This is a genomic window from Agrobacterium sp. CNPSo 2736 (genome assembly GCF_004005385.1).
Classification (GTDB): Bacteria; Pseudomonadota; Alphaproteobacteria; order Rhizobiales; family Rhizobiaceae; genus Agrobacterium; species Agrobacterium leguminum.
Genome location: NZ_RZTX01000002.1, coordinates 277,508 through 302,148, shown reverse-complemented (window position 1 = coordinate 302,148; position 24,641 = coordinate 277,508). Strand labels below are relative to the sequence as shown.

Below are 24,641 nucleotides of genomic sequence, written 5' to 3'. Positions count from 1 at the left end.
TTATCCCTTGAAGAGAGAACAATTCCGCCATTTACCAAATCCCGAATTGCTGGTGGTCCAGCTTTCGGGCGAAATTACATCACTGTGCCGCAATAACAAAGCTTGAGCTTAAGCCTCGTGGGAACGGCAGTACCGTAGTGACACATTTAGGTGTTCGAAACAATTAATGCGGATTTGCGGCGGTGGCGAAGTGTCGGCTTTTTAACAGTTTTTAAACCTGAGTTTCACGCTGAACGCCTTGTTTCGCATAAGTTTAACATAAATTAACCATAGCAGAAGATTTTCGCCCGCGTCACGCCGTAATTTAAGCCGATAGCAGCGGCCCGGATGCGTGAATACGACACAGATGTGACACGAAACAGGAAACGGCGAGACAGGAATTTCAGCCATGGCAGCGGTCAGTATTGCTTTCGAAGCTCCCGACAATTGCGGCGGTGCGCCCGCCGCCGGTAAGAAACCGATCGATTTCGATCATCTCGCCCGGCAGACGATGGGCGACAAGGATCTGGAGATCGAAGTGCTGCAACTGTTCAGCCGCAACGCCCGCACCGCCCTGCATGAAATGGCAGGCGCCGACGACAAGGCGGTCATCGCGACGGCCCATCGTTTGAAGGGGTCTGCGCAGGCCGTCGGCGCCTCGGCCGTTTCTGCGGCCGCAGCCGTGGTGGAGGACAAGGGCAATGACAGCGCGGCGATCGCAAAACTCGCGGCAACCATTGTCGAGGCCGAAAATTTCATCCTCAAGCTCTGCCGCTGAGGCGTAATTCATCAAATTTGGCATTTTGCAAGGCCGGTTGCCTCTGTGCGCCCTTGAAGCGGGTTGCCAAGGCGGACCGGCCTTTCTATGTGTTTAGAACAGTTCTTAGATCACATTTTGGATTTCCGGCATGACAAAACTGACCATCGTTGCCTTTGACGGCACGCCCCATGAACTCGACGTGAGCAACGGCTCCACCGTCATGGAGAATGCGGTGCGCAACTCCATTCCCGGTATCGATGCGGAATGCGGCGGCGCCTGTGCCTGTGCGACCTGTCATGTCTATGTCGACGACGCCTGGGCGGAGCGCGTCGGCGGCCCGGAGCCGATGGAAGAGGATATGCTGGACTTCGCTTTCGACGTTCGCCCAACCTCGCGCCTTTCCTGTCAGATCAAGATGAACGACGAGCTTGATGGTCTCGTCGTCCATGTTCCCGAGCGTCAGGGCTGAAATTTCCGTATTGCCTCACGCAGAAAAAGCCCCGCTCACCTTGTAGTGGGGAGCGGGGCGAGGCGGGTACGCAGCATGCAGGCGAGGGAGGAAACACCTGCGAGCCCTCAAGTGCGCACCGGGAGAACCGGAGACGGCTGGAGCCCTCAAGCCGCTTGGCCGAATGGTCCGACACCGTACGAAGAACGTACAATGAGTCTTGGCGACGGCACCATCACGAGAATTCACGGGTGATATCGGACATGACGTAACGTCATGTCCGTGCTTGATGTTAAGGGAATGAGATGGGGGTGTAAGACCGCTCAGCGGCGGTTCTGGCCCTGCTCGAGCCGGTTTTTCAAAAGCCGTGTCATCCGGGCATCGAAATTTTTCGATTCCACGACGTCGAAGCGCATCTGATCCCGGTCGTGCTCGTCCATCACCGTCTGGGTGATCTTGCCGACCATTTCCTGCAGCGTCTCGCAGCTCTTCTGCGGGCGAAGCGACGTCAGCTGTCTTTCAAGCGAGCGGGCGTGAGTGCGGGCGATTTCCGCGTGGCGTTCCTCATGGCGCTTGATATCGGCAAGCAGCGTATCCCAGATGAAGGCCAGTTCCGCCGTGGTGCGGCGGCGGTTTTTCCATTGCGGCAGGAGAATGCGGGTATTCAGCACCACCTTGGCCGTTCCAACGCTGCAAAGGCCGTTTTTCTCGACATAGGTGAGCTCGCCGCCGAATTTGATTTCGGTGGCGCCGGGATGGCGCGCGCCGGTATTGCGCGTCAGCGGGCCGTGCCTGGAAAGCTGCTGGTCGAGGTCGGCGGCGGTTTTGCCGCTGATCGAAAAATAGGAATAGGTCTTGCGGACGATGGTTTCGGAAAAAGCCGATCCGGGTAGGGAAAGTGCCACTGCGGCCGCTAAAGCGGCGCAAAGAGCACGCGATGATTTGGTCATGACCCGGCCTTCCGGTTGAACTTGAAAAAGGTTTGCTGCATAGGCGGAGCGGAACTTATAAGAATTGGCATAACACTCCGTTATTCCCGAAAGGCGCGTGTTACGTGATAACAGCCGGCAGCAACGCGTGGCAAGCGGCCCATGGCCGCTCCCTGAAACTTGATGGGCGTGGCCGTATTATGGCCATCGTCAATGCAACGCCCGATTCATTTTCCGATGGGGGCCGTTTTCTCGCCGTCGATGCGGCTTTTTCCCATGCGCTGACCTGTGTGGAAGAAGGGGCGGATATCATCGATATCGGCGGCGAATCGACCCGTCCGGGTGCCGCAGAGGTAACGGAGGCGCAGGAACAGGACCGGGTGCTACCGGTGATCGAGAAACTGCGCCGCGAAACCGACGTACTGATTTCCGTCGATACCTATCGCGCCTCGACGGCAAGGCTGGCAATCGGGGCCGGCGCTCATATCGTCAACGACGTCTTTGGTCTGCAGAAGGATGCGGAGATGGCGGGCGTGGTCGCCGCCAGCCGCGCCGGCATCTGTATCATGCATACCGGCCGCGACCGGCAAAAACGGGCCGATGTCATCGAGGACCAGTTCGAATTCCTCAATCGCTCGCTGGAGATCGCCGGGGATGCGGGTATCGCCCGCGACGCCGTCGTGCTCGATCCCGGTTTCGGTTTTGCCAAGGACGAGAGTGAAAATGTCGAGCTGATGGCGCGCTTTCGCGAACTTGCCGCTTTCGGCCTGCCGGTTCTGGCCGGTACGTCGCGCAAGCGTTTCATCGGGTCGCTGACGGGCCGGGATGCGGCCCATGAACGCGATATCGGAACGGCGGCGACCACCGCGATCCTGAGACTTGCCGGCGCTTCGATTTTTCGCGTGCACAATGTCGCCGCAACCCGCGATGCGCTGGCAATCGCCGATGCGGTTCTTGCCAAAGCGTCGGCAAAGGCCGATGCGTAGATCAACGAGTGCCCGAATGCCGTGTCCCGAAGATGGCGCGGCTTTTGGGAGAAACAGTCCTGCCATGGAGGCGATGCGATGAGCCGCTATACCATCATCCTGAAAAACTGTTCTTTTTTCGCCCGTCATGGCCTTCTCGAGCAGGAGGAAGTGCTGGGCCAGCGCTTTTTCGTAGATGCCGAGATGGAAGTCGAGGCGGGTGATGCGCTGGAAACCGACGATATCGAAAACACCGTCGATTATGGCGTGGCTTTCGCCGTCATCGAAAAAATCGTCGTCGGCCAGCGCCGTTATCTCATCGAGGCGCTGGCGAACGACATCGCCAAGGCGCTTCGCGCCCGTTATCCGCAGATCGTCTGGCTCAGGATCACGGTACGCAAACCCTCGGCGCCGGTTCCCGGCATTCTCGATTATGCGCAGGTGAGCGTTGAACACCGTGCCTGAAAAGATGACCGTCGCCGCCTTGGGGCTCGGCGGCAATATAGGCGATCCTGCCGCCGCCATGGCAAGGGCGCTGCGCGAACTCGATGCGCGTGACGATTGCCGACTGCTGGCCGTCTCGAACCTTTACCGCACGCCGCCCTGGGGCAAGACGGATCAGGCGGATTTCTTCAATTGCTGCGCCTTGGTCGAAACCTCGCTTTCCGCGCCCGCGCTGCTGCAATTATGCCTCGACATCGAAAAGGGCATGAAGCGGGTGCGCACGGAGCGCTGGGGGCCGCGCACCATCGATATCGATGTGCTGACCTATGGGAATGAGTCTCTCGTAACGGAAAGCATCGAAGTGCCGCATCCGCGCATGACGGAGCGCGCATTCGTGCTGATGCCGCTTGCCGATATCGCGCCAGACCTTGAGGTAAAAGGCAAGCCCGTGCGGGAATGGCTTCAGCAGGCGGACAAGACCGGCATTGTCAGCGCAAACGAAAAACGGGAGTGGTGGGCACTCCCGCTTGGCGATGGCTGAGAAGAGTATGGCTTTTACGGCTTGATCGAACCGACAGCGAGCTGGTCGATATCGCGCGCCAGCGTCACGCCGATGACCGGGATCATCTGGTCGGCGACCTTGACCGAAATGGTGATGTTCATCGAATTGTCGTTCGAGACGCGGGCGACCATCGCACCGTTGAGCTTGGCGCGGTTGATGCCGACGACGACCTTGTCGCCGCTGACCTGTCCGGAGGTGATGTCCAGTCCCTTGCCTTCAGCGCCGTCGAGGAATTTGCCCTCGTAACTGTTGCCCTTCTGGCTGATGACGGCAGACATGGGCTGGCTGAAGACGCCGACGCGGCAGGTGCCGCCGAGCTTGATGCCGGTCTGCTTGTCGTCGAGCGGTTCGCCCGTCAGATCGCAGGTGAACTTCGTGCCCTTGTATTTGCCGGCGACGATTTCGCCGGGGCCTTTCCAGACACCGGCCACGGAGCGGAAGAACACGTCGTCGCGATCGCGCGATGCGGCATGGACGTCAGACATGCCGAAACCGCCGCTGACGGACAATATGGCGGCAAGCCCGCCCACAAGCGAAAAGAAGCGCGAATACATGATACTTTCCCCGGCGAAGATGCCTGTTCGATAGGCTGCAATCTACCGGCGGAATGGTTAATGCTTGGTTTATTTCGCTCTCATTTGCGGCTTCGTTCGTAACCTTTTGAACCGCCCAGGCCCGAGCAATCAGGCTTTTTCACCGGTTTTTCCACCGCTTAAATCGGGTGTGAGGTCGGACATGAAATCGCCGATCCCCGGCCGCTTCACCGCCCTGAACGGCAGCGGACGGCACAGATCCATCGCCGCAATACCGATTCGCGCCGTCATCAGGCCGTTGATGACGCCTTCGCCGAGTCGCGCCGAGAGTTTCGAGGCAAGACCGTGGCCGAGCACCTGCTGGGCGAGCCCGTCGCCAACCGCGATCGAGCCCGTGACGGCAAGATGGGCGACGACATCGCGCAGGAGCTTCAGCATGCCGAGCGTGCCGGGGCGGCCGCCATAAAGCTCCGCCATGGCGCGCACCAGCCGCGTCACTTCAAACAGCACATAAGCGAGATCGACCACCGCGCGGGGGCTGACGGCGGTGACGACGGAGACACGCTTGGACGAATTGAGAATGAGGGCGCGGGCCTGCCGGTCGAGCGGAACGAGCAACTCGCGTTCGGCAAGCTCGATCAGATGCGGGCCGTCGATCACATCGTTTTCCGTTTCCTTCAACGCCGCACGCCCCTTGGCCGTTTCGGCCCGGTGGGAGAGAACGGCATTCAGGCGGGTGACGATGCCGCGTGCGGGTTTCGGGCTCTTGTCGAGGCTCGCCGTTTCTGCATCGGCCTTCAAGGATTGCACGGCGTTTAGCCGCATGATGCCGAAGACTTCGCGGCCGACGAGGACGAGAACGGCGAAAAGCGCCACAATAAGAGCGGTAGTGGCCGTGTAACCCAGCCAGTCGGAACGGGAGAACAGGTTGCGGATGAGCTGATCCGCCCAGAGCCCGAAGGCGAGCGAGAACAAGACGCCAAGCGCGCCGAGCGCAAGCTTGCCGAAGGAGAAGCGGCTTTTCTTCGGAGACGCCACCGGCAGCGCGGCGGCATCGATCTCCTCAGGCGCCAGAAACGGATCGTCCTCGTCGGGCGTCAGCGAAATCTCGGCGTCGAAGCTGCGCGGCGCGCGTTTCTGTGCGGCGGACGGTCGTGCCGTCTCTTCGGTTTCGAGCGTGAAAGCGGCCGGGCGGCGCGCCTGCGGATCGTTTTGTGTGGGAAGCTTCATGCGAGCTTGTCTCCGAACAGGAACTGCATGGCGCGGTCGAGCCTGATATGGGGAACGGAAAGCCTGACGCCGCCGCTGCCCGGCTCATCTATGTTCGGCGGGCGGAAGCGCACGACATTGACGTCCGGCAGCGACGCCTTGTCGCCATCCCTGTCGATGCTGCGGAACAGCGGCTCGGGATCTTCAGGCAGATCGCCGGGAAAGATCGCCGTCTTGCGATTGCCGTCAAAGGTCTCGCCATTGATGGTTTCACCGGCCATGGGCGTGCCGACGATGACGGGCAGCTCGTGGCCATCCTGTCGCACGCTTGCCTCTCTGGTGGCGCGCACGGAAGCGAGCGCCATGACCTCAATGCCGGCGCCATTCATGCCGATGGTGGTAATGGCGCGGTCCACCAGACGGCGGGTCAGGCGCTCCAGCCGGTCGTGGCTTTCGTGATGCAGGTGATCGGCCTTGGTGGCGGCGATCAGCACCTTGTCGATTCGCCTGCCGATCAGCGACGACAGCAGGCTGTTGGTGCCGGGGCGGAAACAGGCGAGAACGTCGCCCAGCGCGCGCTCCAGATCCTGCACGGCTTCCGGGCCGCGATTGACCGCCTGCAGCGTGTCGATCAGAACGATCTGCCGGTCGAGGCGGGCGAAATGCTCGCGGAAGAAGGGTTTGACCACAATCGACTTGTAGGCGTCATAGCGCCGTTCCATCATGGCGCGCAGCGAGCCCTTGGGCGCTTTCTCATCCGTCAGGCCGGGAAGCGGTGCGAAGGTCAGCGCGGGCGATCCTTCCAGATCGCCGGGCATCAGGAAACGGCCGGGCGGCAGGGTCGAGAGTGATCTTTCATCGGATTTGCAGGCCTTCAGATAGGCCGCGAAACTTTCGGCCAGACGTCGAGCCGTCATCTCGTCGGCCGGTGCGTTGATATCGAGCGAAGAGGCGATCGCCAGCCATTCCTGCGCCAGTTCGGCGCGGATGCCGCTTCCGGCAAGGGCGACAGTCGCGTCGCTGAACTGTTTATAATCCTGCGACAGAAGCGGCAGGTCGAGGAGCCATTCGCCGGGATAATCGACAATATCGATGGAAAGCTTGCCGGCCGAGAACCATCGGCCCCAGCCGCTGGCGCTCTGATAATCCAGCGTTATCCTGAGTTCCGAGATCGCCCGTGTCGAATCCGGCCACAGCCGGTCGCGCACCAGCGCCTGAATATGATCCTCATATTGAAAACGCGGAATGGCGTCATCCGGCTGCGGCTCCAGCCGCACATTAGAGACACGTCCGGAGCGCATGGCCTCGAACAGCGGCAGCCGGCCGCCATTCAGAAGATTGTGGACGAGGGAAGAGATGAAAACCGTCTTGCCCGCCCGCGAAAGGCCGGTGACGCCAAGCCGCAATGTCGGGTGGGTGAGGTTGCTCGCACGGTCGGCCAGATTATCGAATGCGATAAGCGCGCTGTCTGTCAGGGACGTAAGAGAAGGCGGCAATGGCAGTTTCCTGGCTGTGTTTAACGGTCACGGCTGCAATATAGGAAGGTATGGCTGCCCAAAAAAGAAGCGCTCCAGCGGATTTTCAGCGGGGCTTCTCTCCAGAATTTTTTTGGCACGCCGCAGCGCTTACTTGCCCGGTGCGAGAAAATCGACCAGCCGCCAGCTATTTTTGCCGTTCGCGGCGCTCTCATCGTGATCAAGCACGGCAAGACCAGAGGTGGGAAAGCCCGAGGGCAGGGCGGCATGCAGCAGATCCTCGCCGATCATCGCTTCCAGCGTCGCCTCCATGGTGGGGTTGTGGCCCACCAGCATCACCGACTGCGCCTGCGCCTGCGCGGCGATGAGGGAAAGGTAGGTTTCGCTGCGCGCATTATACATCTCATCGACGTAGAAGATGTCTATGCCTTCGTTGAAGGCACGCTGCCAGGCCTGCGTGGTCTGCCGGCAACGCGCAGCCGTGGATGAGAGAAGCAGATCGGGGCGGTAATGCCGGTCGGCGGCAAGGTCGGCGATGACCTCCGCCTCGGCAAAGCCCGCTTCGTTCAATCCCCGGTCGAAATCCCGTTCTCCCGGCGCCGCCCAGGCGGCCTTGGCGTGGCGCAGAAGATAAACTCGGCTCGGGGAAGATGCTGTCAAGGGCGGGGACCGGCGTTCGAATGTCAGGGCACGGTCTGAATGCTACAGGATAGGGTTGCAGGACCGCAAGTCCTCTTTCCTGTTGGTAAGTCGCGTTGAAGTGATTGAAGAAGAGTTCGCTTCAATACGAATAAAGGATAAAAATTAGTCATTTAGATGATTTTTGTGTCAGTTTTAAAAATGCCTGAAAACTGATCTGCAGACTTGAATCGGCCACTATCATTGGAGTATACACCGCCGCATTGAGATGTTCTTCGAGGAGAATCGCGTTGAGTGAGAAGATCGATCTTAGCAAATATGTGCTCTCGGAAGACGATGAGTTCATGAATGCCAGCCAGCGGGCTTACTTCCGCGCGAAGCTGGTTGCCTGGAAAAATGACATCCTGAGAGAAGCGCGCGAGACCCTCGGACATCTCGCCGAAGAAAGCGCCAACCACCCCGATCTCGCCGATCGGGCTTCTTCCGAAACGGACCGGGCGATCGAACTTCGCGCCCGCGACCGTCAGCGCAAGCTGATTTCAAAGATCGATGCGGCTCTTCAGCGGATCGAAGACGGCACTTACGGTTACTGTGAGGAAACGGGCGAGCCTATCGGCCTCAAGCGTCTGGACGCCCGCCCGATTGCAACGCTTTCCATCGAGGCGCAGGAGCGTCACGAGCGTCGCGAAAAAGTCTATCGCGACGAATAAGGCGCTGCGGCCGAGAGGTCGGCAAATCGCATGACAAATAAAAAGGGCACGGAAATCGCTTCCGTGCCCTTTTTATATTTCAAAGTTCTGGTCGGAAGACCCGCGCGCGTCAGCGGTCGCGGGTCACGGAAAGCTCTCCGAAGATACGCGCCATTTCCTTCTGCATGTCTCCATCCGGTGAAGCGCCGGTGACAGGCGGGGAAGCTGGCTGTGTCTTGACCTGCTTTTCCGCGACAGGGGCGATAGACGGCTCATTATCCGCCTCCTTGCTTTTGGCGATCTCCGCCTCGAGGAAGCTTTCGAAATCGCTGGCGAGCTCATCGGAAAATTTCGGCTCGGCGTCGTTCGAAGCCACGGCCGGATTTTCAGGCCTGGGCGGGAAAGGTGCGGGCGGCGTTGTCTGTCCCGGCTTCAGGTCGGGAAGGACGCGCTCCCGTGCAGCGTCGAGAAAGTCGGCGGCGATGGATTGATCGATCACCGGCTCGCGCGCGGCAAAGACCGGGGGGGCGAATTCCGCAGTCCGTTCTTCCGCCTTTGCCTCTACTGGCGCCTGTGCAGGGATCGGCGGTACGACCGGTGCCGGAGCCGGAGCCGGCACGACAGGCTCGGCACGCCTCGGTTCCGTTCGGGCCGCCGCCATGTCGAGCGATGCCGCCGCCATGGGCAAGACGGCAGCGACCGGAGCCGTTGCAACCGGTATCGGCGGCGGCGTGGGGCGCGCTGTCTCCCGCTCGGGTGCCGCCTGTCTTGCCGGCGGCGCGGTTTCGCGCGCCGTTACAGGCGTGGGTACGGGTTGCGGCGGGGTCGATGGCCGTGGCGGCACCTGAGCGGCGGCTGCCGCAACGGGTGCTGGACGCGGCGAGGGCACAGGTGCCGGCGGCTCTGGCCGCTGTGCTTGCTTCACGGGTTCTTCAGGCGCGGAAACGGGAGCCGCAGCCACAACGGGCTGCTGTTGCGGCAGGGCGGGGCGACGCTCCTGCTGGATCGCCGGCTCGGCTCTCTTCGGCTCGCTTTCCTGGCGCGGCAGCGCTTTCAATTCCGGCTCCTGCACGTCCCTGACAATGGGGATCGCGCCTATACCGCTTTCGATGACGATATCCGTCGGACCGCCGATCATGACGAGATGCTCGACATTGTCACGGCGCACCAGCACCAGACGGCGGCGAGCGTCCACGGCCGTTGCATCGAGAACCTGCAGGCGCGGCTGCCGGTTGCGTCCGCCCCGGATGAAAGGGGCAGAGCCGCTGCGCCTGCGCAGAAGCCACAGCGCAATCGCCAGAACAAGCAGGGCCACACCCACACCGACGACCGCGACGATGAGACGGTTTCCATAAGCGCCGATAAAATCTTCCATCATGGAGATCATCCCTTCAGATTTTTTGGCTTTTTCATTTCTTGGGCAATTAATATTGCCGTGGTTCTTATAAAGTGAACATCAAGCAGGAAAAGACGATTTTTTTGGGCACGATACAAGGTTTATTCATTTCGCCCCACAGGATTGCCGCCTCAACCGCAACGACCCACCAAAGCGCCATACCTCGTCCTTCAATGCTGAAAGACAGTGAAAGTTGCAATTCTCTTGCCGAAGGAGCGTTCCGGAATGTCCCAGTCATTGCGCATTGACGGCTCCCTCGCACGGCATGTGATGCGTGTTGTTTTGCTGTTGCCACCGTTTTTCGCGTTTCCACATTCAATCGCGTGGGCCGAAGACAAGGTGCCGGATAACGCAGCGACCATGGCGGAATTCGTGCGCGACCATCCTTCCTGCATCGACTTCACGGACGGATGCTCGGTTTGTACCGTCGCTGACGGCAAGATCGTCTGTTCCGCGCCGCGCATTCAATGTCAGGTGAAGGAGCTGACTTGTACCAGGCCATAGTCTTTTAAGACTTTTATACGCCTTTCAGGCCGTTTTCGCTGTGCGTTTTTAAGCCTTTGTGTCCTGGCGGAGCTTTTTGCCGGTCAAGCGAGTTGCTACAAGAAATTTTACTGCCCGATTCCGTCAAGGGAATAGGGCTGACCGAATGACGACCTGCACGACTGCGAGGCCAAGATGACACGGGTGCGCGAGACAAGCGACAACGACCTTCCGCTGGTGGACAGGCGCGCCCGTTCCGGCACGGTCTTGCGCATTCTGCTTCTGGCGCTGGTTCTGATCGCCGCCGCCGCCGCCTTCGTCTATTTCAAGGATTCGCTCGAAAACGAAATCGTGCTCGGCATTCTTGGCGTGCTGGCCATGATGGGCATCTTCTTTCTGGTCTCGTCGATTATCGGTTTCATCGAGGTCATGCCGCAGTCGCAATCCGACGGGCTTGCCCGCCGCTTTCTCTCGGCCCATCCCGAAGGCACGCTGATTACCGACGCCAAGGGGCATATGGTCTATGCCAACGCCACCTATTGCCGGATGAGCGGCACCACCAGGGCGAGCGATATCCAGAGTCTCGAAACGCTCCTGTCGCGCAGCCGGGAATCGACCGAAGCGCTTTACCGGCTCATCAACGTGCTGCGCGAAGGCCGCGACGGCTACGAAGAATTCCGCTTGCTCAAACCGCTGGGTGAGGACGCTAACACCGGGCCGCACTGGTACAGGCTGAAGGGCCGGGTCCTAAAGGATGCAGGCGGCGAGGGGCTGCATGTCTTCCAGATCGCCGATATCACACCCGAGCGCGAGGATCAGGAGCGCTTTTTCCGCGAATTGCAGAATGCTATCGATTACCTCGATCACGCCCCGGCCGGTTTCTTTTCAGCCGGGCGCAAGGGCGAGATCGTTTATCTGAACGCAACCCTGTCCGAATGGCTCGGCATCGATCTCGCGCAGTTTTCGCCCGGTTCGATGACGGTTTCCGATATCGTCGCCGGCGAGGGCATGGCGCTGATCGAATCGGTGCATCCGCAGGGCACGGCGAAGCGTACCGAAATCCTCGATCTCGACATGCGACGGGTGAACGGCCAGAGCATGCCGGCCCGCCTCGTGCATCAGGTCACCTCGAAAGATGGCGCGCCCGGCGAGAGCCGCACCATCGTCCTGATGCGCCCAAAGGGGCAGGAGGATACGGAATCCTCCTCCGCCATGCGTTTCACCCGCTTTTTCAACAACACGCCGATGGCGATTGCCTCGCTTGATGGCGAAGGCCGCATCCTGCGGATCAACGCGCCCTTCCTGAAATTGTTCTCCGGCGTTGTCGGACGCGACGATATCGATCGCGGCGTGGCGCTTGAGACGGTCATCCATGACAATGAGAAGCCGCGGCTCGAGCAGGCGCTGGCTGAGGCCAAGGACCGTCAGGGCGATATCGCACCTTTCGATTCCCGCCACCCGAGCGATGAGGGCCGGCATTTCCGTTTCTACGTCAATGCCGTGATCGATCAGGACGATGAAGCGCCGGAAGAGGTGGCTATCGTTTATGCCATAGAGGTGACCGAGCAGAAGGCGCTCGAAACCCAGATGGCGCAGACCCAGAAGATGAATGCCGTTGGCACGCTCGCAGGCGGCATCGCCCACGATTTCAACAACGTTCTCACCGCCATCCTGCTGTCGTCGGACCATCTTCTGCTGCAGGCGCGGCCTGCCGATCCGAGCTTCGCCGATCTCATGGAGATCAAGCGCAACGCCAACCGCGCGGCCGTGCTGGTGCGCCAGCTTCTGGCGTTCTCGCGCAAGCAGACCATGCGTCCGGCGATCCTCAACCTGACGGATGTGATCGGCGATCTGCGCATGCTGGTGGACAGGCTTATTTCCGGCACCAATGTCAAGCTGGAGGTCGATTATGGCCGCGATCTGTGGCCGGTGAAGACGGATCTGTCGCAATTCGAGCAGGTGCTCATCAATCTCTGCGTCAATGCACGCGACGCCATGCCCGACGGCGGCAAAATCACCATCAGGACGCGCAATGTCGACGCGAAGGAAATCGCAGCGCTTGGCCGTCCTGAATTCCCGGCCGAGGACATGGTGATGGTGGAAGTTGCCGATAATGGCACGGGTATTCCGCCGGAGATCATGGACAAGATTTTCGAGCCCTTCTTCACCACCAAGGAAGTAGGCAAGGGCACCGGCCTTGGCCTGTCGATGGTCTATGGCATCGTCAAACAGTCGGGCGGTTATATCTATCCCGAATCGGAAGTGGGCAAGGGAACCGCCTTCCGCATCTACCTGCCGCGCCATGTGGTGGAGGCCGCTCAGAGCAACGGGCAGCAGCCCGGCGAGGCGGCACTTGCTCCGGTCATCGCAGCCGAGCCGGTGAAGGAAGAGCCGCTGGACCTCACCGGCAAATCCGCCGTCGTGCTTCTGGTGGAGGACGAGGAAGCGGTGCGGCGTGGCGGCAAGCGCATGCTGGAAACACGCGGCTACACCGTCCACGAAGCCGGCTCCGGCACCGAGGCGCTGGAGGTGATGGAGGAACTGGAAGGCAAGGTCGACATCGTCGTTTCCGACGTCGTGATGCCGGAAATGGACGGTCCGTCGCTGCTGAGAGAACTGCGCAAATCCTATCCGGACCTGAAATTCATCTTCGTGTCAGGTTATGCCGAGGATGCCTTCGCAAAGAACCTGCCGGCGGACGCCAAGTTCGGTTTCCTGCCGAAACCCTTCTCGCTCAAGCAGCTCGCCATCGCCGTGCGCGAAATGCTCGATGACAAGGAATAAGGCCGGCGGCGGCGAACCGGATTCGGCTGCGCCGCGACCTGTCGCATCCATTTGCATCCGGCCTGAAAAATGCGGCGCTACTGTGGGTCCGTGTCTTCCTGCACCCTGGCTGCCCCCATATCCGCACTTTTCCCGAGGTTTGCCTCTTCGCAAACGCAATAGTGATTGCACCGTTTCGCAAGGGGCTTAAAATCGCGTCTTAACGACCTAGATATGAAGAGGCGAAGTTCTCCCTCCTGGCAAAGAACTGTCGGTTTGAGAACAGTTTGGAGAATGATGAAAGATGATCGCTAAGCCGATCTACATGCAGGGCGAGGGCGAAGGGGAAGACGGCGGCGGCACCAACCGCGGGACGTCTGTTATCACCCGCGTCAAGCCAAAAACAAAAAGACCGAATTTGTACCGTGTTCTTTTACTGAATGACGACTACACTCCCATGGAGTTCGTCATCCACATTCTGGAGCGTTTTTTCCAGAAGGATCGCGAAGCGGCAACCCGCATCATGCTGCACGTGCACCAGCACGGCGTGGGCGAATGCGGGGTGTTTACATATGAGGTCGCAGAGACGAAAGTAAGCCAGGTCATGGATTTCGCCCGACAGCACCAGCATCCGCTGCAATGCGTCATGGAAAAGAAATGAGGATCGCAACGTGCCAACTTTTTCCCCAAGTCTCGAGAAGGCGCTGCACCAGGCACTGACCTTTGCAAATGAGCGTCACCACGAATATGCGACGCTGGAACATCTCCTTCTGGCGCTGATCGACGACGCGGATGCCGCAGCTGTCATGGGCGCCTGCAATGTCGATCTCGATGCACTTCGCAAGACTGTCAGCGATTACGTCGACAATGAACTGACAAACCTCGTCACGGGTTACGACGAGGATTCCAAACCCACATCCGGCTTCCAGCGGGTTATCCAGCGGGCCGTCATCCATGTTCAATCGTCCGGCCGCGAGGAAGTGACCGGCGCGAACGTGCTTGTGGCCATTTTCGCCGAGCGCGAAAGCCACGCTGCCTATTTCCTGCAGGAGCAGGAGATGACCCGTTACGACGCGGTCAACTACATCTCCCACGGCATCGGCAAGCGCCCCGGCACGTCGCAGACGCGCACGCCGCGCGGTGCCGATGAACCGGAAAGCGAAAACAAGGCGAGCCGCAGCAATCCCGAGGAAGACGGATCCTCCGCCAAGAAGCAGCAGGATGCGCTGAAGGCCTATTGCATCAACCTCAATGAAAAGGCGAAAAACGGCAAGATCGATCCGCTGATCGGCCGTCACGACGAGGTCAACCGCACGATCCAGATCCTCTGCCGCCGCTCCAAGAACAACCCGCTTTATGTGGGCGATCCGGGCGTGGGCAAGACGGCGATTGCCGAAGGTCTCGCCAAGCGCATCGTTGAAGGCAAGGTGCCGGAAGCGCTCGCCAATGACACCATCTTCTCGCTCGACATGGGCACGCTTTTGGCGGGGACCCGCTATCGCGGCGATTTCGAGGAGCGGCTGAAGCAGGTTGTCAAGGAGCTAGAGGAGTATCCGGGCGCGGTTCTGTTCATCGATGAAATCCACACCGTCATCGGTGCGGGCGCGACCTCGGGTGGCGCGATGGATGCATCGAACCTCTTGAAGCCTGCTTTGTCTTCGGGTGCGATCCGCTGCATCGGCTCGACCACCTATAAGGAATATCGGCAATTCTTCGAAAAGGATCGCGCGCTGGTGCGCCGTTTCCAGAAGATCGACGTCAACGAGCCGTCCATCGATGACGCCATCGCCATCATGAAGGGGCTGAAGCCCTATTTCGAGGATTACCACCACCTCAGATATTCCAATGAGGCGATCAAGGCTGCCGTGGAACTGTCAGCCCGCTACATTTCCGACCGCAAGCTGCCGGACAAGGCTATCGACGTGATCGACGAGACCGGTGCGGCGCAGATGCTGCTGCCGGCCTCCAAGCGCCGCAAGCTGATCACCGAACGGGAAATCGAGGCCACCATCGCGACCATGGCCCGCATTCCCCCGAAGACGGTCTCCAAGGACGACGAGATGGTTCTCGCCAATCTTGAAAAGGAACTGCGTTCCGTCGTCTACGGTCAGGATATCGCCATCGAGGCGCTTGCCACGGCCATCAAGCTGGCGCGTGCGGGCCTGCGCGAACCGAACAAGCCGATCGGCTCCTATGTCTTCTCCGGCCCGACGGGCGTCGGCAAGACGGAAGTGGCCAAGCAGCTTGCCGCCTCGCTCGGCGTCGAGATGCTGCGCTTCGACATGTCGGAATACATGGAACGCCATACCGTGTCGCGTCTGCTCGGCGCACCTCCCGGTTATGTCGGCTTCGATCAGGGCGGTCTTTTGACCGACGGCGTCGACCAGCACCCGCATTCCGTGGTGCTGCTGGACGAAATTGAAAAGGCGCATCCCGACATCTACAACATCCTGTTGCAGGTGATGGACCATGGCTCGCTGACCGACCATAACGGCAAGAAGATCGACTTCCGCAACGTCATCCTCATCATGACGACCAATGCGGGCGCATCCGAAATGGCGAAATCCGCCATCGGTTTCGGTTCTTCGCGGCGCACGGGTGAGGATGAAGAGGCGATCAACCGTCTGTTCACCCCGGAATTCCGCAACCGTCTGGATGCGATCATTCCGTTCTCGCCGCTGCCGACCGCCGTTATCCACAAGGTGGTGCAGAAGTTCGTCATGCAGCTGGAAACCCAGCTGTCCGAGCGCAACGTCACTTTCGATCTGCATGAAGATGCGATCTCCTGGCTGGCGGAGAAGGGTTACGACGAAAAGATGGGTGCCCGCCCGCTGTCGCGCGTGATCCAGGAAAACATCAAGAAGCCGCTCGCCAACGAAATCCTCTTTGGCAAGCTCAAGAAGGGCGGCGTCGTCAGCGTCACCGTCGGCAAGAAGGATGACGGATCCGACGGCCTTGTACTCGAGGTTCTGCCGGAGACCGCGCCCGTGAAGCCGCAGCCGGAGGCCGAACTGAAGGCGGCCAAATCGCCCGGCAAGGCAAAGGCCAAGACAAAAACCGCCTCCAAGGCGGCGAAGACCAATGAAGAGGCGGATGTCCTTGTTGCCGAGGCCGACAAGTCGGACGAGGACAGCAAGCCGCGGCGCAAGACCAATGCGGTGCCGAAAGTGCCGAAGAAGAAATGATCGAGGTCTTCGACAGATAAACCGATGCCGGGCGAAAGCCCGGCATTTTCATGTATGAAGCGCGTCGCGTTTTCCCTGATACCTGCGGCGCGTTTCATTTTTTGTTTTATGCATGACGTTATCCCGAAGCCGTGGCACAGTTTCGGGTGACTTGCACAAGTGGGTCAGCAATGCAGACTGCCGACAGCGATACCATCCCCCTGAGCGGCTGGTTTTTCCGGGGAATGCGGGGCATATTCTCGCTGCCCTCGCTCATTCTGATGACATCTTTCGTCGGTTTCAGCGCTTTCGCGCTGGAATCGGGTGTCGCGCGCGGTGAAGCCGTGTTCATGACGCTGATGATCTGGGCCCTGCCGGCCAAGATGATCCTGATCGGCTCGATGGTCGGCGGCGCCAATCTTGCCGCCTGCTTTCTGGCGGTGACGCTGTCGTCGGTCCGGATGATGCCGATGGTCGCCTCCATCGTTCCGGAAATGCGCGGCGCGAAGACGCCGACATGGATTTTGCTGTTCCTCTCGCATTTCGTCGCAATCACCGCCTGGGTCTTTGCCACGCAGAATCTCTCCAGGGTGCCGCGTGAAGCCCGCGCCGCCTGGTTTGCCGGTTTTGGCATGACGCTCACCGTGGTCAATGCCATCATCGTCGGCCTGTGTTACGGCGTTGTTGCTGCCTTTCCGCCGCTCGTCGCCGGCGTGCTGTTTTTTCTCACGCCGGTCTATTTCGTGGCATCGATCTGGGCTTCGGCCCGCCATTCCGTCGTCAAGGTCGCCTTCGTCATCGGCGTCATCGCCGGGCCTGCCTTCGCGGTCATCGCACCGGAATTCGATATTCTCTATGCCGGGATCGGCGGAGGCACTCTAGCATATGTGATTGACCGCCTCGTGTTCCGCCGCAGGATCAAACCCGTTTCACCGGAGAGCGAGCCATGATGACCGAAAACTGGTGGGCGCCCTATCTCTTCATCGCGATTGCCGGCTGGCTGGCGACCGATCTCTGGCGCTGGCTCGGTGTTCTTGCCGGCAACCGCCTGAAGGAGGATTCCGAAGCGCTGCACTGGGTAAGGGCAGTCGCCACCGCACTCGTCATGGCCGTCACCGCCAAGCTGATCGTCTTTCCAACCGGAACGCTGGAGGCATCCCCCCTGTGGCTGCGCATCGGCGCTGCCGCACTCGGTTTCATCGCATTTTTGATGGCAGGCCAGCGGGTCATCGTCGGCGTGGCGGTGCCAATCCTGCTTCTGGCGGGTGGATTGTTCGCGCTCGGTTTCTGAGACTGGTTTATTCCACCTCAGAGACCGCTCTCTCGGGCTTCCGCAACAAGCCAATCCGCAAGAAGTCTAGCCGGTGCGCTCATCTCTTCGGCTTCCATCAGCCAGTAATATTTCTCAGTATCGGCCGCCCGATCGAAGAGCACGGTCAGTTGGCCTTCGGCGATCTCGTCGTGAAGAAGCGCTGTCGGGCAGAGGCCGATGCCTTGACCGGCTTTGAGAGCGGTCACGAGCAGATTGAAATCCGCGAAAACCGGGCCGGCGTTATCGGGCAGGGATATTCCCCCGGCTGCGAACCAGTTCTGCCAGGCCGCCTCGGTGTCGTCATGCAGCAATTCCGCTCGTAACAGGCTGTCAACATCGTCAAAAGGACCGAATTTGGCGACATAGTCCGGCGCGCATGTCGGCCGTGTCTCCGCGCTGAAAAGCGCTACCGCATTTTCCCCTGAGGCGATGCCATGTCCTATGGTGAGATCGGCCGGTATTGCGTGATGTGCGCCGGAATAGCTGATGGATACCTGTATATTGGGGTAAAGCGCCCGAAAGCGAGGCAGACGGGGCGTCAGAAAATGCGCCACGACCGAGGGCAGGCTGGCAAGGCGGACGGTCATGCGGTCATGGCCCTGACGGATCCGGGCGGCGCCAGAAGCGATCTGGCGTAGGGCGGTCGAAACCGTCGCGCCGAATTCCTTTCCGGCCGGGGTAAGCCTCACGCCCCGCGCATGCCGCTCGAACAGGGCAACGCCAAGCCAGGCCTCGAGGTTGCGCACATGCTGGCTGACGGCGGTCGCGGTCATGCCAAGTTCCTGCGCAGCCAGAGAAAAACTCGTTCTTCTGGCTGCGGCTTCGAATGCGCGCAGGGTGGTGAGCGGTGGTAATTTCATGGTGTCTCAAGGGTAAGTAAGACTTGGGCTGAGCGCAAGAAAAACCCGTCTTGTCAGGCGGGCACACATGGCGCAATTTCGCCTCGAGATTTTGATTGCCCGAGGATTTCATGACCCCCATGCCCGCCGCCGAACCCGTCGACGCCGCTGAACGCCGCGCCGTCCGTCCTGTTGTCGTTTATCCGAACGGGACGCTTGAAATGCCGGACCTCGCGCGTTTAGAAGAAGCCAAACGAAGCATGGAAAAGATCGATGAGGTCATCGTGCCGCCGCGAGACGGCCGCAGCTTTTATGTGCCGAAGGGGCATTTCTTTCGCATCGTAAGCGTTGAAGGTCCGCAGGTCGGAGACCTGAACCTCTGGAACGCCCATGATCTGACCGAGCGGTTTTTCAGCGGCAAGACCCGCGCCCTGCACGCCACTCATGTTTCGGTCGGCAACCGGCTGTGGAGCAACCTGCCATCCCTGCGGCCGATGGCGACGATCACGCATGATACGCTATCATGGTATGGCTTCGACGAAGACGGCGGCGGCGTGCATGACGTGATCGGCACACGCTGCGATCCATATACCAACAAGCTGCTCAGCGGCGGCGATTACCACCATTGCTGCCATTCCAATCTGACCAATGCGCTCGCCTCCGCCAAGGGGCTGTCGTTCCGGCAGGCGGAGCCGCATGTGCATGACGTCCTCAATGTCTTTATGTGTACGGGTTTCACCCACGACACACACCAGTATTTCATGAAGGCGAGCCCGGTGCGGCCGGGTGATTATCTGGAATTCTTTGCGGAGATCGATCTTATCGGGGCGCTTTCCGCCTGCCCGGGCGGTGATTGCAGCGCCACGCATTCGAGCGATACCGCGGCCTGTTATCCGCTGAAGGTGGAAATATTCAGGCCGGATATGGCGGTGCTTGAGGGCTGGCCATGGCCGGAGAGGAATGCATATCTGCCTGTGGAATGATGAGAAACGACACAGTCGGACACGATCTGGCATCCAATCAATGCGCGTCTGCGCCGTAAGAAGAGTCTCTCGTGATCAAGGACTTGATCGCACTGGACCCCGGACCAAGTCCGGGGTGACGGCGTGGGGATGTGCTACGCTTTGCAGGATACGCGCCTGCGAGGCAACCATCACGAAGCAAGCGCAGCCTTTATCTTCTCCGCGTGTGCCTTCAATACTTCGCCATCGGCCATCACACCGGAATGCGGCTTCAGCGGCTCGCCTTCCTTGCGCGGAATGACGTGGAAATGCAGATGGAAAACGGTCTGGCCAGCCGCCGGTTCGTTGAACTGCGCGATAAAGACGCCATCGGCATCGAAGGCTTCCTTGGCCGCCACGGCGAGTTTCTGCACCACGGGAATGGTCCTCGCCAGCACTTCCGGGTCGGCATCGAGCAGGTTGCGGGAACCGGTCTTGGGAACCACGAGCAGATGGCCGGGGGCCTGCGGCATCACATCCATGAAAGCAAGCGTATGCTCGTCCTCATAAAGCTTGTGGCTCGGAATTTCGCCGCGCAGGATTTTTGCGAAGATATTGTTGTCGTCATAGGCGCTGGCCGTCATCGTAATCTCTCCTCATGGCGGACTATACGTCCGGTTCCTGTCTCTCGCCCTTGCGGAAGGGCGTGTGTTCATCAAGATAATCGCCGATATGCTCGACTTCCTCGCGCTCGCGCTGAAGATAATCGGCAATGGCGCGGCGCAGGCCCGGATGGACAATGAAATGCGCCGAATGGGTGGTGACCGGCACATAACCGCGCGCCAGCTTGTGTTCGCCCTGGGCGCCGGCTTCCACCCGTTTCAATCCCCTGGAAAGCGCGAAATCGATCGCCTGATGATAGCAGACCTCGAAATGCAGAAACGGATGATCCTCGATACAGCCCCAGTGGCGGCCATAAAGCGCGTCCGAGCCGATGAAATTGATCGCACCGGCAATATAGCGCCCCTCACGTTTCGCCATCACCAGCAGCACGTCGTCGGCCATGCGCTCACCGATCAGCGAATAAAATTCCCGCGTCAGATAGGGCCGGCCCCATTTGCGGCTGCCAGTATCCATGTAGAAGGCAAAGAACTGGTCCCAGATATCTTCGGTCAGGTCGCTTCCCGTCAGCCAATCGATCTCGATGCCGTTTTCCAGCGCCGCGCGGCGCTCCTTTTTCAGCCCCTTGCGCTTGCGCGAGGAAAGGGCGTCAAGAAAATCATCGTGGTCACGATAACCGTCATTGATGAAGTGGAACTGCTGGTCGGTCCTGTGCAGGAAATCTCGGGGCAGAAGGGCGGAGAGATCGTTTTCTTCCAGAAATGTGACATGTGCCGACGAGACGCCGATCTTTTCCGTCACCTGCGCGAGACCGGAGGCCAGGAGTGTTTTGAAACGTGTCTCGTCCTCGTTTTCGCAGACGAGCAACCGTGGTCCGGTTGCCGGCGTGAAAGGAACCGAGCATTGCAGTTTCGGATAATAATGACCGCCGGCCCGTTCGAAAGCATCCGCCCAGCCGTGGTCAAAGACGTATTCGCCTTTGCTGTGGTTCTTCAGATAGGCCGGCACCGCGCCGACGAGAGCACCGGAGGCGTTTTCGAGAAGCAGATGGTGCCCAAGCCAGCCGGTTTTGGCTGTCGCCGACCCGGATTCTTCCGTGGACGATAAAAATTCATGGGAAATAAAGGGGTTGTAGATTTTTCCTGACGTATTGCGCGAGGTTCCGGAAAGCCGTTTCCAGCTTTCCGGATCGATATCCCTGAAGGATTGCGCAATGCTGATGGAATAGTCTTCTGTCATGCCGTGGCGGACGGGTTCTCTCTCGGGTCGAAACCTTCGAATGTCATCTGGTCCGCATATTTATAGGTAGTCTCGCGCGCATTTTCATCCCTGACTGTCCAGGTAATCACCGGAAGCCCGAGTTTTCTTTGCGCCTCGATGAAGCTGTTGGGCAGATGACCCCAATGATAGGAGATAAAATCGAGACCCATCTGCATCGCTTCGTCATGTTTGAAGAAGTCTTCCGGCTTGTCCCCTTCGGCCGTCAGACCCAGCGGCCAGGGCGAGCCGGCCGCCTTCAGATCTTTCAGCAGATGGTGGTCGAAGCTCATCAGCGCCACTTGGCCCTTATAGCCCTCGAGGTCTTCCAGCACCGCCTCGGCAAAACCGTCGTCGACGCCTTCACCGGCGCGGCCTTTCAGCTCGATGACCAGCGGCACCTTGCCGGCGCAGAGCGTGAGAAGCTGCTTGAGGGTAGGGACCCGGTCCCCGGTCTGGCCGACGGCAAGAAGCGACAGCTCGGCCGATGTGCGTTCGCGCACATCGCCCTTGATGCCGGTCAGGCGGGCCATGTCGTCGTCGTGAAAGATCACCGGCACGCTGTCGGCGGCCAGCTGCACGTCGCATTCGATGGCGAAACCGGCCTCGATAGCGCGGGAAAAGGCGGAAAGCGTGTTTTCCCACACCGCCTTATTGAGATCGTGATAACCGCGATGGGCGACGGGCTGAGCCGTCAGCCAGGAGAGTTTCAGCGTCATACGTCGATTTCCACGATGGCGTCGATTTCAACGGCGGCGTTGAAGGGCAGGCAGGCCATGCCGACGGCGGCGCGGGCATGTTTGCCGGGCTCACCGAGAACATTGGCAATGAGATTGGAAGCACCGTTGATGACGAGGTGCTGTTCCACGAACTCCGGAACCGACGCAACAAAGCCATTCAGCTTGATGACACGGCGGATTTTCGAGAGATCGCCATTCAAAGCGGCCTTGACCTGTGCGAGAATGTTGACGGCGCAAAGTTCGGCCGCGCGCTGGGCGCCTGGCACGTCGACATCGCGGCCAACGAGGCCCGTCACCGCAATCTTGCCCGATTCCATCGGCAGTTGACCCGATACATAAAGCAGATTGCCGCTGATGGTGAATGGAACGTAGTTTGCGGCTGGTGCTGCGGCTACGGGGAGCGTAAAGCCAAGTTCCTTGAGGCGGCCTTCGATGACGTCCGACATTTTCGTCTCCGGTTTTGTTGTAAATCCTTCAAGAATCCGGCATTCAGAAGATGTTGATCCAAAAGCCGGGCGGTTGCTTGTACAATATGAGCGGCGAGTCCAACAGGAGATATTGCATGTTTGTCAGGACGCTTGGTTTCGTTGCCGCAACAGGGCTTATGACCGGCCTGTCAAACGCTGCCAATGCCTTGCCGGTCACGGTTCCCGATCTCGTCGCCCACCGCGCCGTCTACGATCTCGAACTCAAGGATGCGTCCGATCGCTCCGGGATCGAGGGCATGACGGGCCGCATGGTCTATGAGTTCACCGGCTCGGCCTGTCAGGGCTACAAGACGGATTTCCGTTTCGTGACGCAGATCAACACCGGCGATGCCGTGCGCATGACCGACCAGCAGACCACGACCTTCGAGGATCTGACGGCCAAGAAATTCACCTTCGAAACCAAGTCCTACACCGACGACAAGCTGGACAAGGAAGTGCAGGGCGCTGCGACCGACGGCACCGATGGCGTGAAGGTCGATCTGACCCGCCCGGATGCCCGCCAGGTCAGCCTCGTCGCCAGCGAATTCCCGACGCAGCACATGTTCCAGGTCATCGAACATGCGAAACAGGGAAAGCGCATCTTCGAATCCCGGATATTCGACGGTTCTGATGACGGCGATGAAAGCCTGATCACCTCCACCCTCGTCGGCAAGTCGCAGATGCCGAAGGATGGCGATGCCGACGCCGGCAAGGCGGGTGATTTCGCCAAGGCGGCATTCTGGCCGGTAACGATCGCTTATTACAACGACAAGACCGGCACGGACGCGCTGCCGATCTACCGCATGTCGTTCAAGCTTTACGAAAACGGAATCACCCGCGATCTGACGATGGATTACGGCGATTTCGTCCTGACGGGAAAGCTTGCGAAGCTTGATATTCTCAAGCCCGAAACCTGCGAAAACAAGCCGGTTCGCTGAAACGCGGCTGTTTCTGCGGTTTTTTCGCATAAATGCTTGCATTTTCATGCGGGCGACTGTATGCGGCTCACCATTCCACACGCGAAGCTTGGGATGTTCCGGGAGAAATCCGGTCCATTCCGCCCGGTGGTATCGATGAAAATCGGTGCTGTTCGCTTCGCGGGGGTTAAACCGGAAAAGGAGTAACAAGGCATGGCATTGCCCGATTTTTCTATGCGCCAGCTTCTGGAAGCTGGTGTTCACTTCGGCCACCAGACGCACCGCTGGAACCCGAAGATGAAGCCGTACATCTTCGGCGACCGTAACAACATCCACATCATCGACCTGGCCCAGACCGTTCCGATGCTGTCGCGCGCCCTTCAGGTCGTGTCCGACACCGTTGCTCGCGGCGGCCGCGTTCTGTTCGTTGGCACCAAGCGTCAGGCGTCCGAAATCATCGCCGACAGCGCAAAGCGTTCGGCCCAGTACTACGTCAACTCCCGCTGGCTCGGCGGCATGATGACCAACTGGAAGACCATCTCCAACTCGATCCAGCGCCTGCGCAAGGTCGATGAAATCCTGAACTCGGAAGCTTCCGGCTACTCCAAGAAGGAACGCCTGAACCTCGAGCGCGAGCGCGAAAAGCTTGAAAAGGCTCTCGGCGGTATCCGCGATATGGGCGGCGTTCCGGATCTGATGTTCATCATCGACACCAACAAGGAAAAGATCGCGATCGAAGAAGCCAAGCGTCTTGGCATTCCGGTCGTTGCGATCATCGACAGCAACTGCGACCCGGACCACATCGACTACCCGATCCCGGGTAACGACGATGCTTCGCGCGCCATCTCGCTTTACTGCGACCTGATCGCCCGCGCTGCCATCGACGGTATCGCCCGTCAGCAGGGCGCTTCCGGCCGCGACATCGGCGCTTCGGAAGAAGCTCCGATCGAGCCCGCTCTCGAAGACGAGGCTGGCGCCTGATTTAGGCCCTGTCTGGCGGCGATTTCTTGTCGCCGTCTCCTCGACCAGGATATGACAAGGCCGTCAAAGACCTTCAATGGGTTGACGGCCTTGTTCGTTTCAAGCGCTCCGCCACGTTTTTAGGAAAT

Annotated in this window: 26 protein-coding genes; 15 read left to right on the top strand and 11 right to left on the bottom strand. The window is 59.7% G+C overall.

Going from position 1 to position 24,641, the window contains the following annotated elements:
- The first annotated feature begins 388 nt into the window (after nt 1–388).
- Both EM858_RS05505 and EM858_RS05500 read left to right on the top strand, forming a co-directional pair.
- A complete protein-coding gene (locus EM858_RS05505) occupies nt 389–757 on the top strand; it encodes an Hpt domain-containing protein (protein WP_127756104.1) in 369 nt (122 codons plus the stop codon).
- A 130-nt stretch (nt 758–887) separates the two neighbouring features.
- Complete coding sequence (locus EM858_RS05500; RefSeq protein WP_003502527.1) at nt 888–1,208, top strand: 2Fe-2S iron-sulfur cluster-binding protein; 321 nt, start codon at nt 888–890, stop codon at nt 1,206–1,208.
- A 302-nt stretch (nt 1,209–1,510) separates the two neighbouring features.
- Here EM858_RS05500 and EM858_RS05495 read toward each other — a convergent pair whose 3' ends face one another.
- Nucleotides 1,511–2,137 carry a DUF922 domain-containing Zn-dependent protease gene (locus tag EM858_RS05495; protein WP_080817134.1) on the bottom strand — a complete coding sequence of 209 codons (627 nt, stop codon included), beginning with the start codon at nt 2,135–2,137 and terminating at the stop codon, nt 1,511–1,513.
- Nucleotides 2,138–2,316: 179 nt separating this feature from the next.
- Here EM858_RS05495 and folP point away from each other — a divergent pair, with 179 nt between their 5' ends.
- The 3 genes from folP to folK all read left to right on the top strand — a co-directional run bounded on the left by folP (nt 2,317) and on the right by folK (nt 4,066).
- The gene (gene folP / locus EM858_RS05490) at nt 2,317–3,102 is read left to right on the top strand and encodes a dihydropteroate synthase (RefSeq protein WP_127756103.1); all 786 of its coding nucleotides are present in this window, start codon (nt 2,317–2,319) and stop codon (nt 3,100–3,102) included.
- A gap of 78 nt (nt 3,103–3,180) precedes the next feature.
- The gene (gene folB / locus EM858_RS05485; protein ID WP_003502532.1) at nt 3,181–3,546 is read left to right on the top strand and encodes a dihydroneopterin aldolase; all 366 of its coding nucleotides are present in this window, start codon (nt 3,181–3,183) and stop codon (nt 3,544–3,546) included.
- A gap of 4 nt (nt 3,547–3,550) precedes the next feature.
- The gene (gene folK / locus EM858_RS05480) at nt 3,551–4,066 is read left to right on the top strand and encodes a 2-amino-4-hydroxy-6-hydroxymethyldihydropteridine diphosphokinase (RefSeq protein WP_183232567.1); all 516 of its coding nucleotides are present in this window, start codon (nt 3,551–3,553) and stop codon (nt 4,064–4,066) included.
- Nucleotides 4,067–4,080: 14 nt separating this feature from the next.
- Here the strand turns inward: folK and EM858_RS05475 are convergent, their stop codons facing one another.
- From EM858_RS05475 to EM858_RS05460, 4 genes are all read right to left on the bottom strand, one after another.
- On the bottom strand, nt 4,081–4,641 hold the full coding sequence (locus EM858_RS05475; RefSeq protein WP_003521427.1) for a hypothetical protein: 561 nt from the start codon (nt 4,639–4,641) through the stop codon (nt 4,081–4,083).
- A gap of 129 nt (nt 4,642–4,770) precedes the next feature.
- Nucleotides 4,771–5,850 carry a YcjF family protein gene (locus tag EM858_RS05470; protein ID WP_127756102.1) on the bottom strand — a complete coding sequence of 360 codons (1,080 nt, stop codon included), beginning with the start codon at nt 5,848–5,850 and terminating at the stop codon, nt 4,771–4,773.
- Nucleotides 5,847–7,325: a YcjX family protein gene (locus tag EM858_RS05465; protein WP_127756101.1), complete on the bottom strand. Its 1,479-nt coding sequence runs from the start codon at nt 7,323–7,325 to the stop codon at nt 5,847–5,849. Before EM858_RS05465 ends, EM858_RS05470 begins: the two co-directional genes overlap by 4 nt.
- Nucleotides 7,326–7,454: 129 nt before the next feature.
- A complete protein-coding gene (locus EM858_RS05460) occupies nt 7,455–7,931 on the bottom strand; it encodes a histidine phosphatase family protein (protein WP_052025757.1) in 477 nt (158 codons plus the stop codon).
- Nucleotides 7,932–8,233: 302 nt separating this feature from the next.
- Here EM858_RS05460 and dksA point away from each other — a divergent pair, with 302 nt between their 5' ends.
- A complete protein-coding gene (dksA, locus tag EM858_RS05455; protein WP_003496274.1) occupies nt 8,234–8,653 on the top strand; it encodes an RNA polymerase-binding protein DksA in 420 nt (139 codons plus the stop codon).
- Nucleotides 8,654–8,762: 109 nt separating this feature from the next.
- Here dksA and EM858_RS05450 read toward each other — a convergent pair whose 3' ends face one another.
- Nucleotides 8,763–10,019 carry a flagellar biosynthetic protein FliO gene (locus EM858_RS05450; protein ID WP_164865317.1) on the bottom strand — a complete coding sequence of 419 codons (1,257 nt, stop codon included), beginning with the start codon at nt 10,017–10,019 and terminating at the stop codon, nt 8,763–8,765.
- 234 nt (nt 10,020–10,253) lie between these two features.
- On the opposite strand from EM858_RS05450, the gene EM858_RS05445 reads away from it, so the two are divergent.
- The 6 genes from EM858_RS05445 to EM858_RS05420 all read left to right on the top strand — a co-directional run bounded on the left by EM858_RS05445 (nt 10,254) and on the right by EM858_RS05420 (nt 17,729).
- A complete protein-coding gene (locus EM858_RS05445; RefSeq protein ID WP_127756099.1) occupies nt 10,254–10,532 on the top strand; it encodes a hypothetical protein in 279 nt (92 codons plus the stop codon).
- Between the two features lie 174 nt (nt 10,533–10,706).
- Nucleotides 10,707–13,295: a PAS domain-containing sensor histidine kinase gene (locus tag EM858_RS05440; RefSeq protein WP_127756098.1), complete on the top strand. Its 2,589-nt coding sequence runs from the start codon at nt 10,707–10,709 to the stop codon at nt 13,293–13,295.
- A 283-nt stretch (nt 13,296–13,578) separates the two neighbouring features.
- On the top strand, nt 13,579–13,935 hold the full coding sequence (gene clpS, locus EM858_RS05435) for an ATP-dependent Clp protease adapter ClpS (RefSeq protein WP_003502541.1): 357 nt from the start codon (nt 13,579–13,581) through the stop codon (nt 13,933–13,935).
- A gap of 10 nt (nt 13,936–13,945) precedes the next feature.
- Nucleotides 13,946–16,459: an ATP-dependent Clp protease ATP-binding subunit ClpA gene (gene clpA / locus EM858_RS05430; protein ID WP_127756097.1), complete on the top strand. Its 2,514-nt coding sequence runs from the start codon at nt 13,946–13,948 to the stop codon at nt 16,457–16,459.
- Nucleotides 16,460–16,629: 170 nt separating this feature from the next.
- The gene (locus tag EM858_RS05425; protein WP_003521418.1) at nt 16,630–17,388 is read left to right on the top strand and encodes an AzlC family ABC transporter permease; all 759 of its coding nucleotides are present in this window, start codon (nt 16,630–16,632) and stop codon (nt 17,386–17,388) included.
- A complete protein-coding gene (locus EM858_RS05420; protein ID WP_164865316.1) occupies nt 17,385–17,729 on the top strand; it encodes an AzlD domain-containing protein in 345 nt (114 codons plus the stop codon). The genes EM858_RS05425 and EM858_RS05420 overlap by 4 nt, the downstream gene beginning before the upstream one ends.
- A gap of 17 nt (nt 17,730–17,746) precedes the next feature.
- Here EM858_RS05420 and EM858_RS05415 read toward each other — a convergent pair whose 3' ends face one another.
- A complete protein-coding gene (locus tag EM858_RS05415) occupies nt 17,747–18,610 on the bottom strand; it encodes a LysR substrate-binding domain-containing protein (RefSeq protein ID WP_127756096.1) in 864 nt (287 codons plus the stop codon).
- Between the two features lie 110 nt (nt 18,611–18,720).
- Here EM858_RS05415 and EM858_RS05410 point away from each other — a divergent pair, with 110 nt between their 5' ends.
- Nucleotides 18,721–19,572, top strand: a complete 852-nt coding sequence (locus EM858_RS05410; RefSeq protein WP_127756095.1) for an urea carboxylase-associated family protein — start codon at nt 18,721–18,723, stop codon at nt 19,570–19,572.
- A 170-nt stretch (nt 19,573–19,742) separates the two neighbouring features.
- On the opposite strand, the gene EM858_RS05405 is transcribed toward EM858_RS05410, so the two are convergent.
- From EM858_RS05405 to EM858_RS05390, 4 genes are read right to left on the bottom strand one after another with little or no spacing between them, the layout of a single operon-like run.
- A complete protein-coding gene (locus tag EM858_RS05405) occupies nt 19,743–20,174 on the bottom strand; it encodes an HIT family protein (protein ID WP_003496252.1) in 432 nt (143 codons plus the stop codon).
- Nucleotides 20,175–20,196: 22 nt separating this feature from the next.
- On the bottom strand, nt 20,197–21,390 hold the full coding sequence (locus EM858_RS05400) for a GNAT family N-acetyltransferase (protein WP_127756094.1): 1,194 nt from the start codon (nt 21,388–21,390) through the stop codon (nt 20,197–20,199).
- The gene (locus tag EM858_RS05395; RefSeq protein WP_164865315.1) at nt 21,387–22,127 is read right to left on the bottom strand and encodes a glycerophosphodiester phosphodiesterase; all 741 of its coding nucleotides are present in this window, start codon (nt 22,125–22,127) and stop codon (nt 21,387–21,389) included. The genes EM858_RS05400 and EM858_RS05395 overlap by 4 nt, the downstream gene beginning before the upstream one ends.
- The gene (locus EM858_RS05390; protein WP_003521410.1) at nt 22,124–22,594 is read right to left on the bottom strand and encodes a RidA family protein; all 471 of its coding nucleotides are present in this window, start codon (nt 22,592–22,594) and stop codon (nt 22,124–22,126) included. The genes EM858_RS05395 and EM858_RS05390 overlap by 4 nt, the downstream gene beginning before the upstream one ends.
- Nucleotides 22,595–22,752: 158 nt before the next feature.
- Between EM858_RS05390 and EM858_RS05385 the strand changes: the two genes are divergently transcribed.
- Both EM858_RS05385 and rpsB read left to right on the top strand, forming a co-directional pair.
- Nucleotides 22,753–23,553 carry a cell envelope integrity EipB family protein gene (locus EM858_RS05385; RefSeq protein WP_233284743.1) on the top strand — a complete coding sequence of 267 codons (801 nt, stop codon included), beginning with the start codon at nt 22,753–22,755 and terminating at the stop codon, nt 23,551–23,553.
- Between the two features lie 192 nt (nt 23,554–23,745).
- Nucleotides 23,746–24,513 carry a 30S ribosomal protein S2 gene (rpsB, locus tag EM858_RS05380; protein WP_003496241.1) on the top strand — a complete coding sequence of 256 codons (768 nt, stop codon included), beginning with the start codon at nt 23,746–23,748 and terminating at the stop codon, nt 24,511–24,513.
- Nucleotides 24,514–24,641 lie beyond the last annotated feature (128 nt).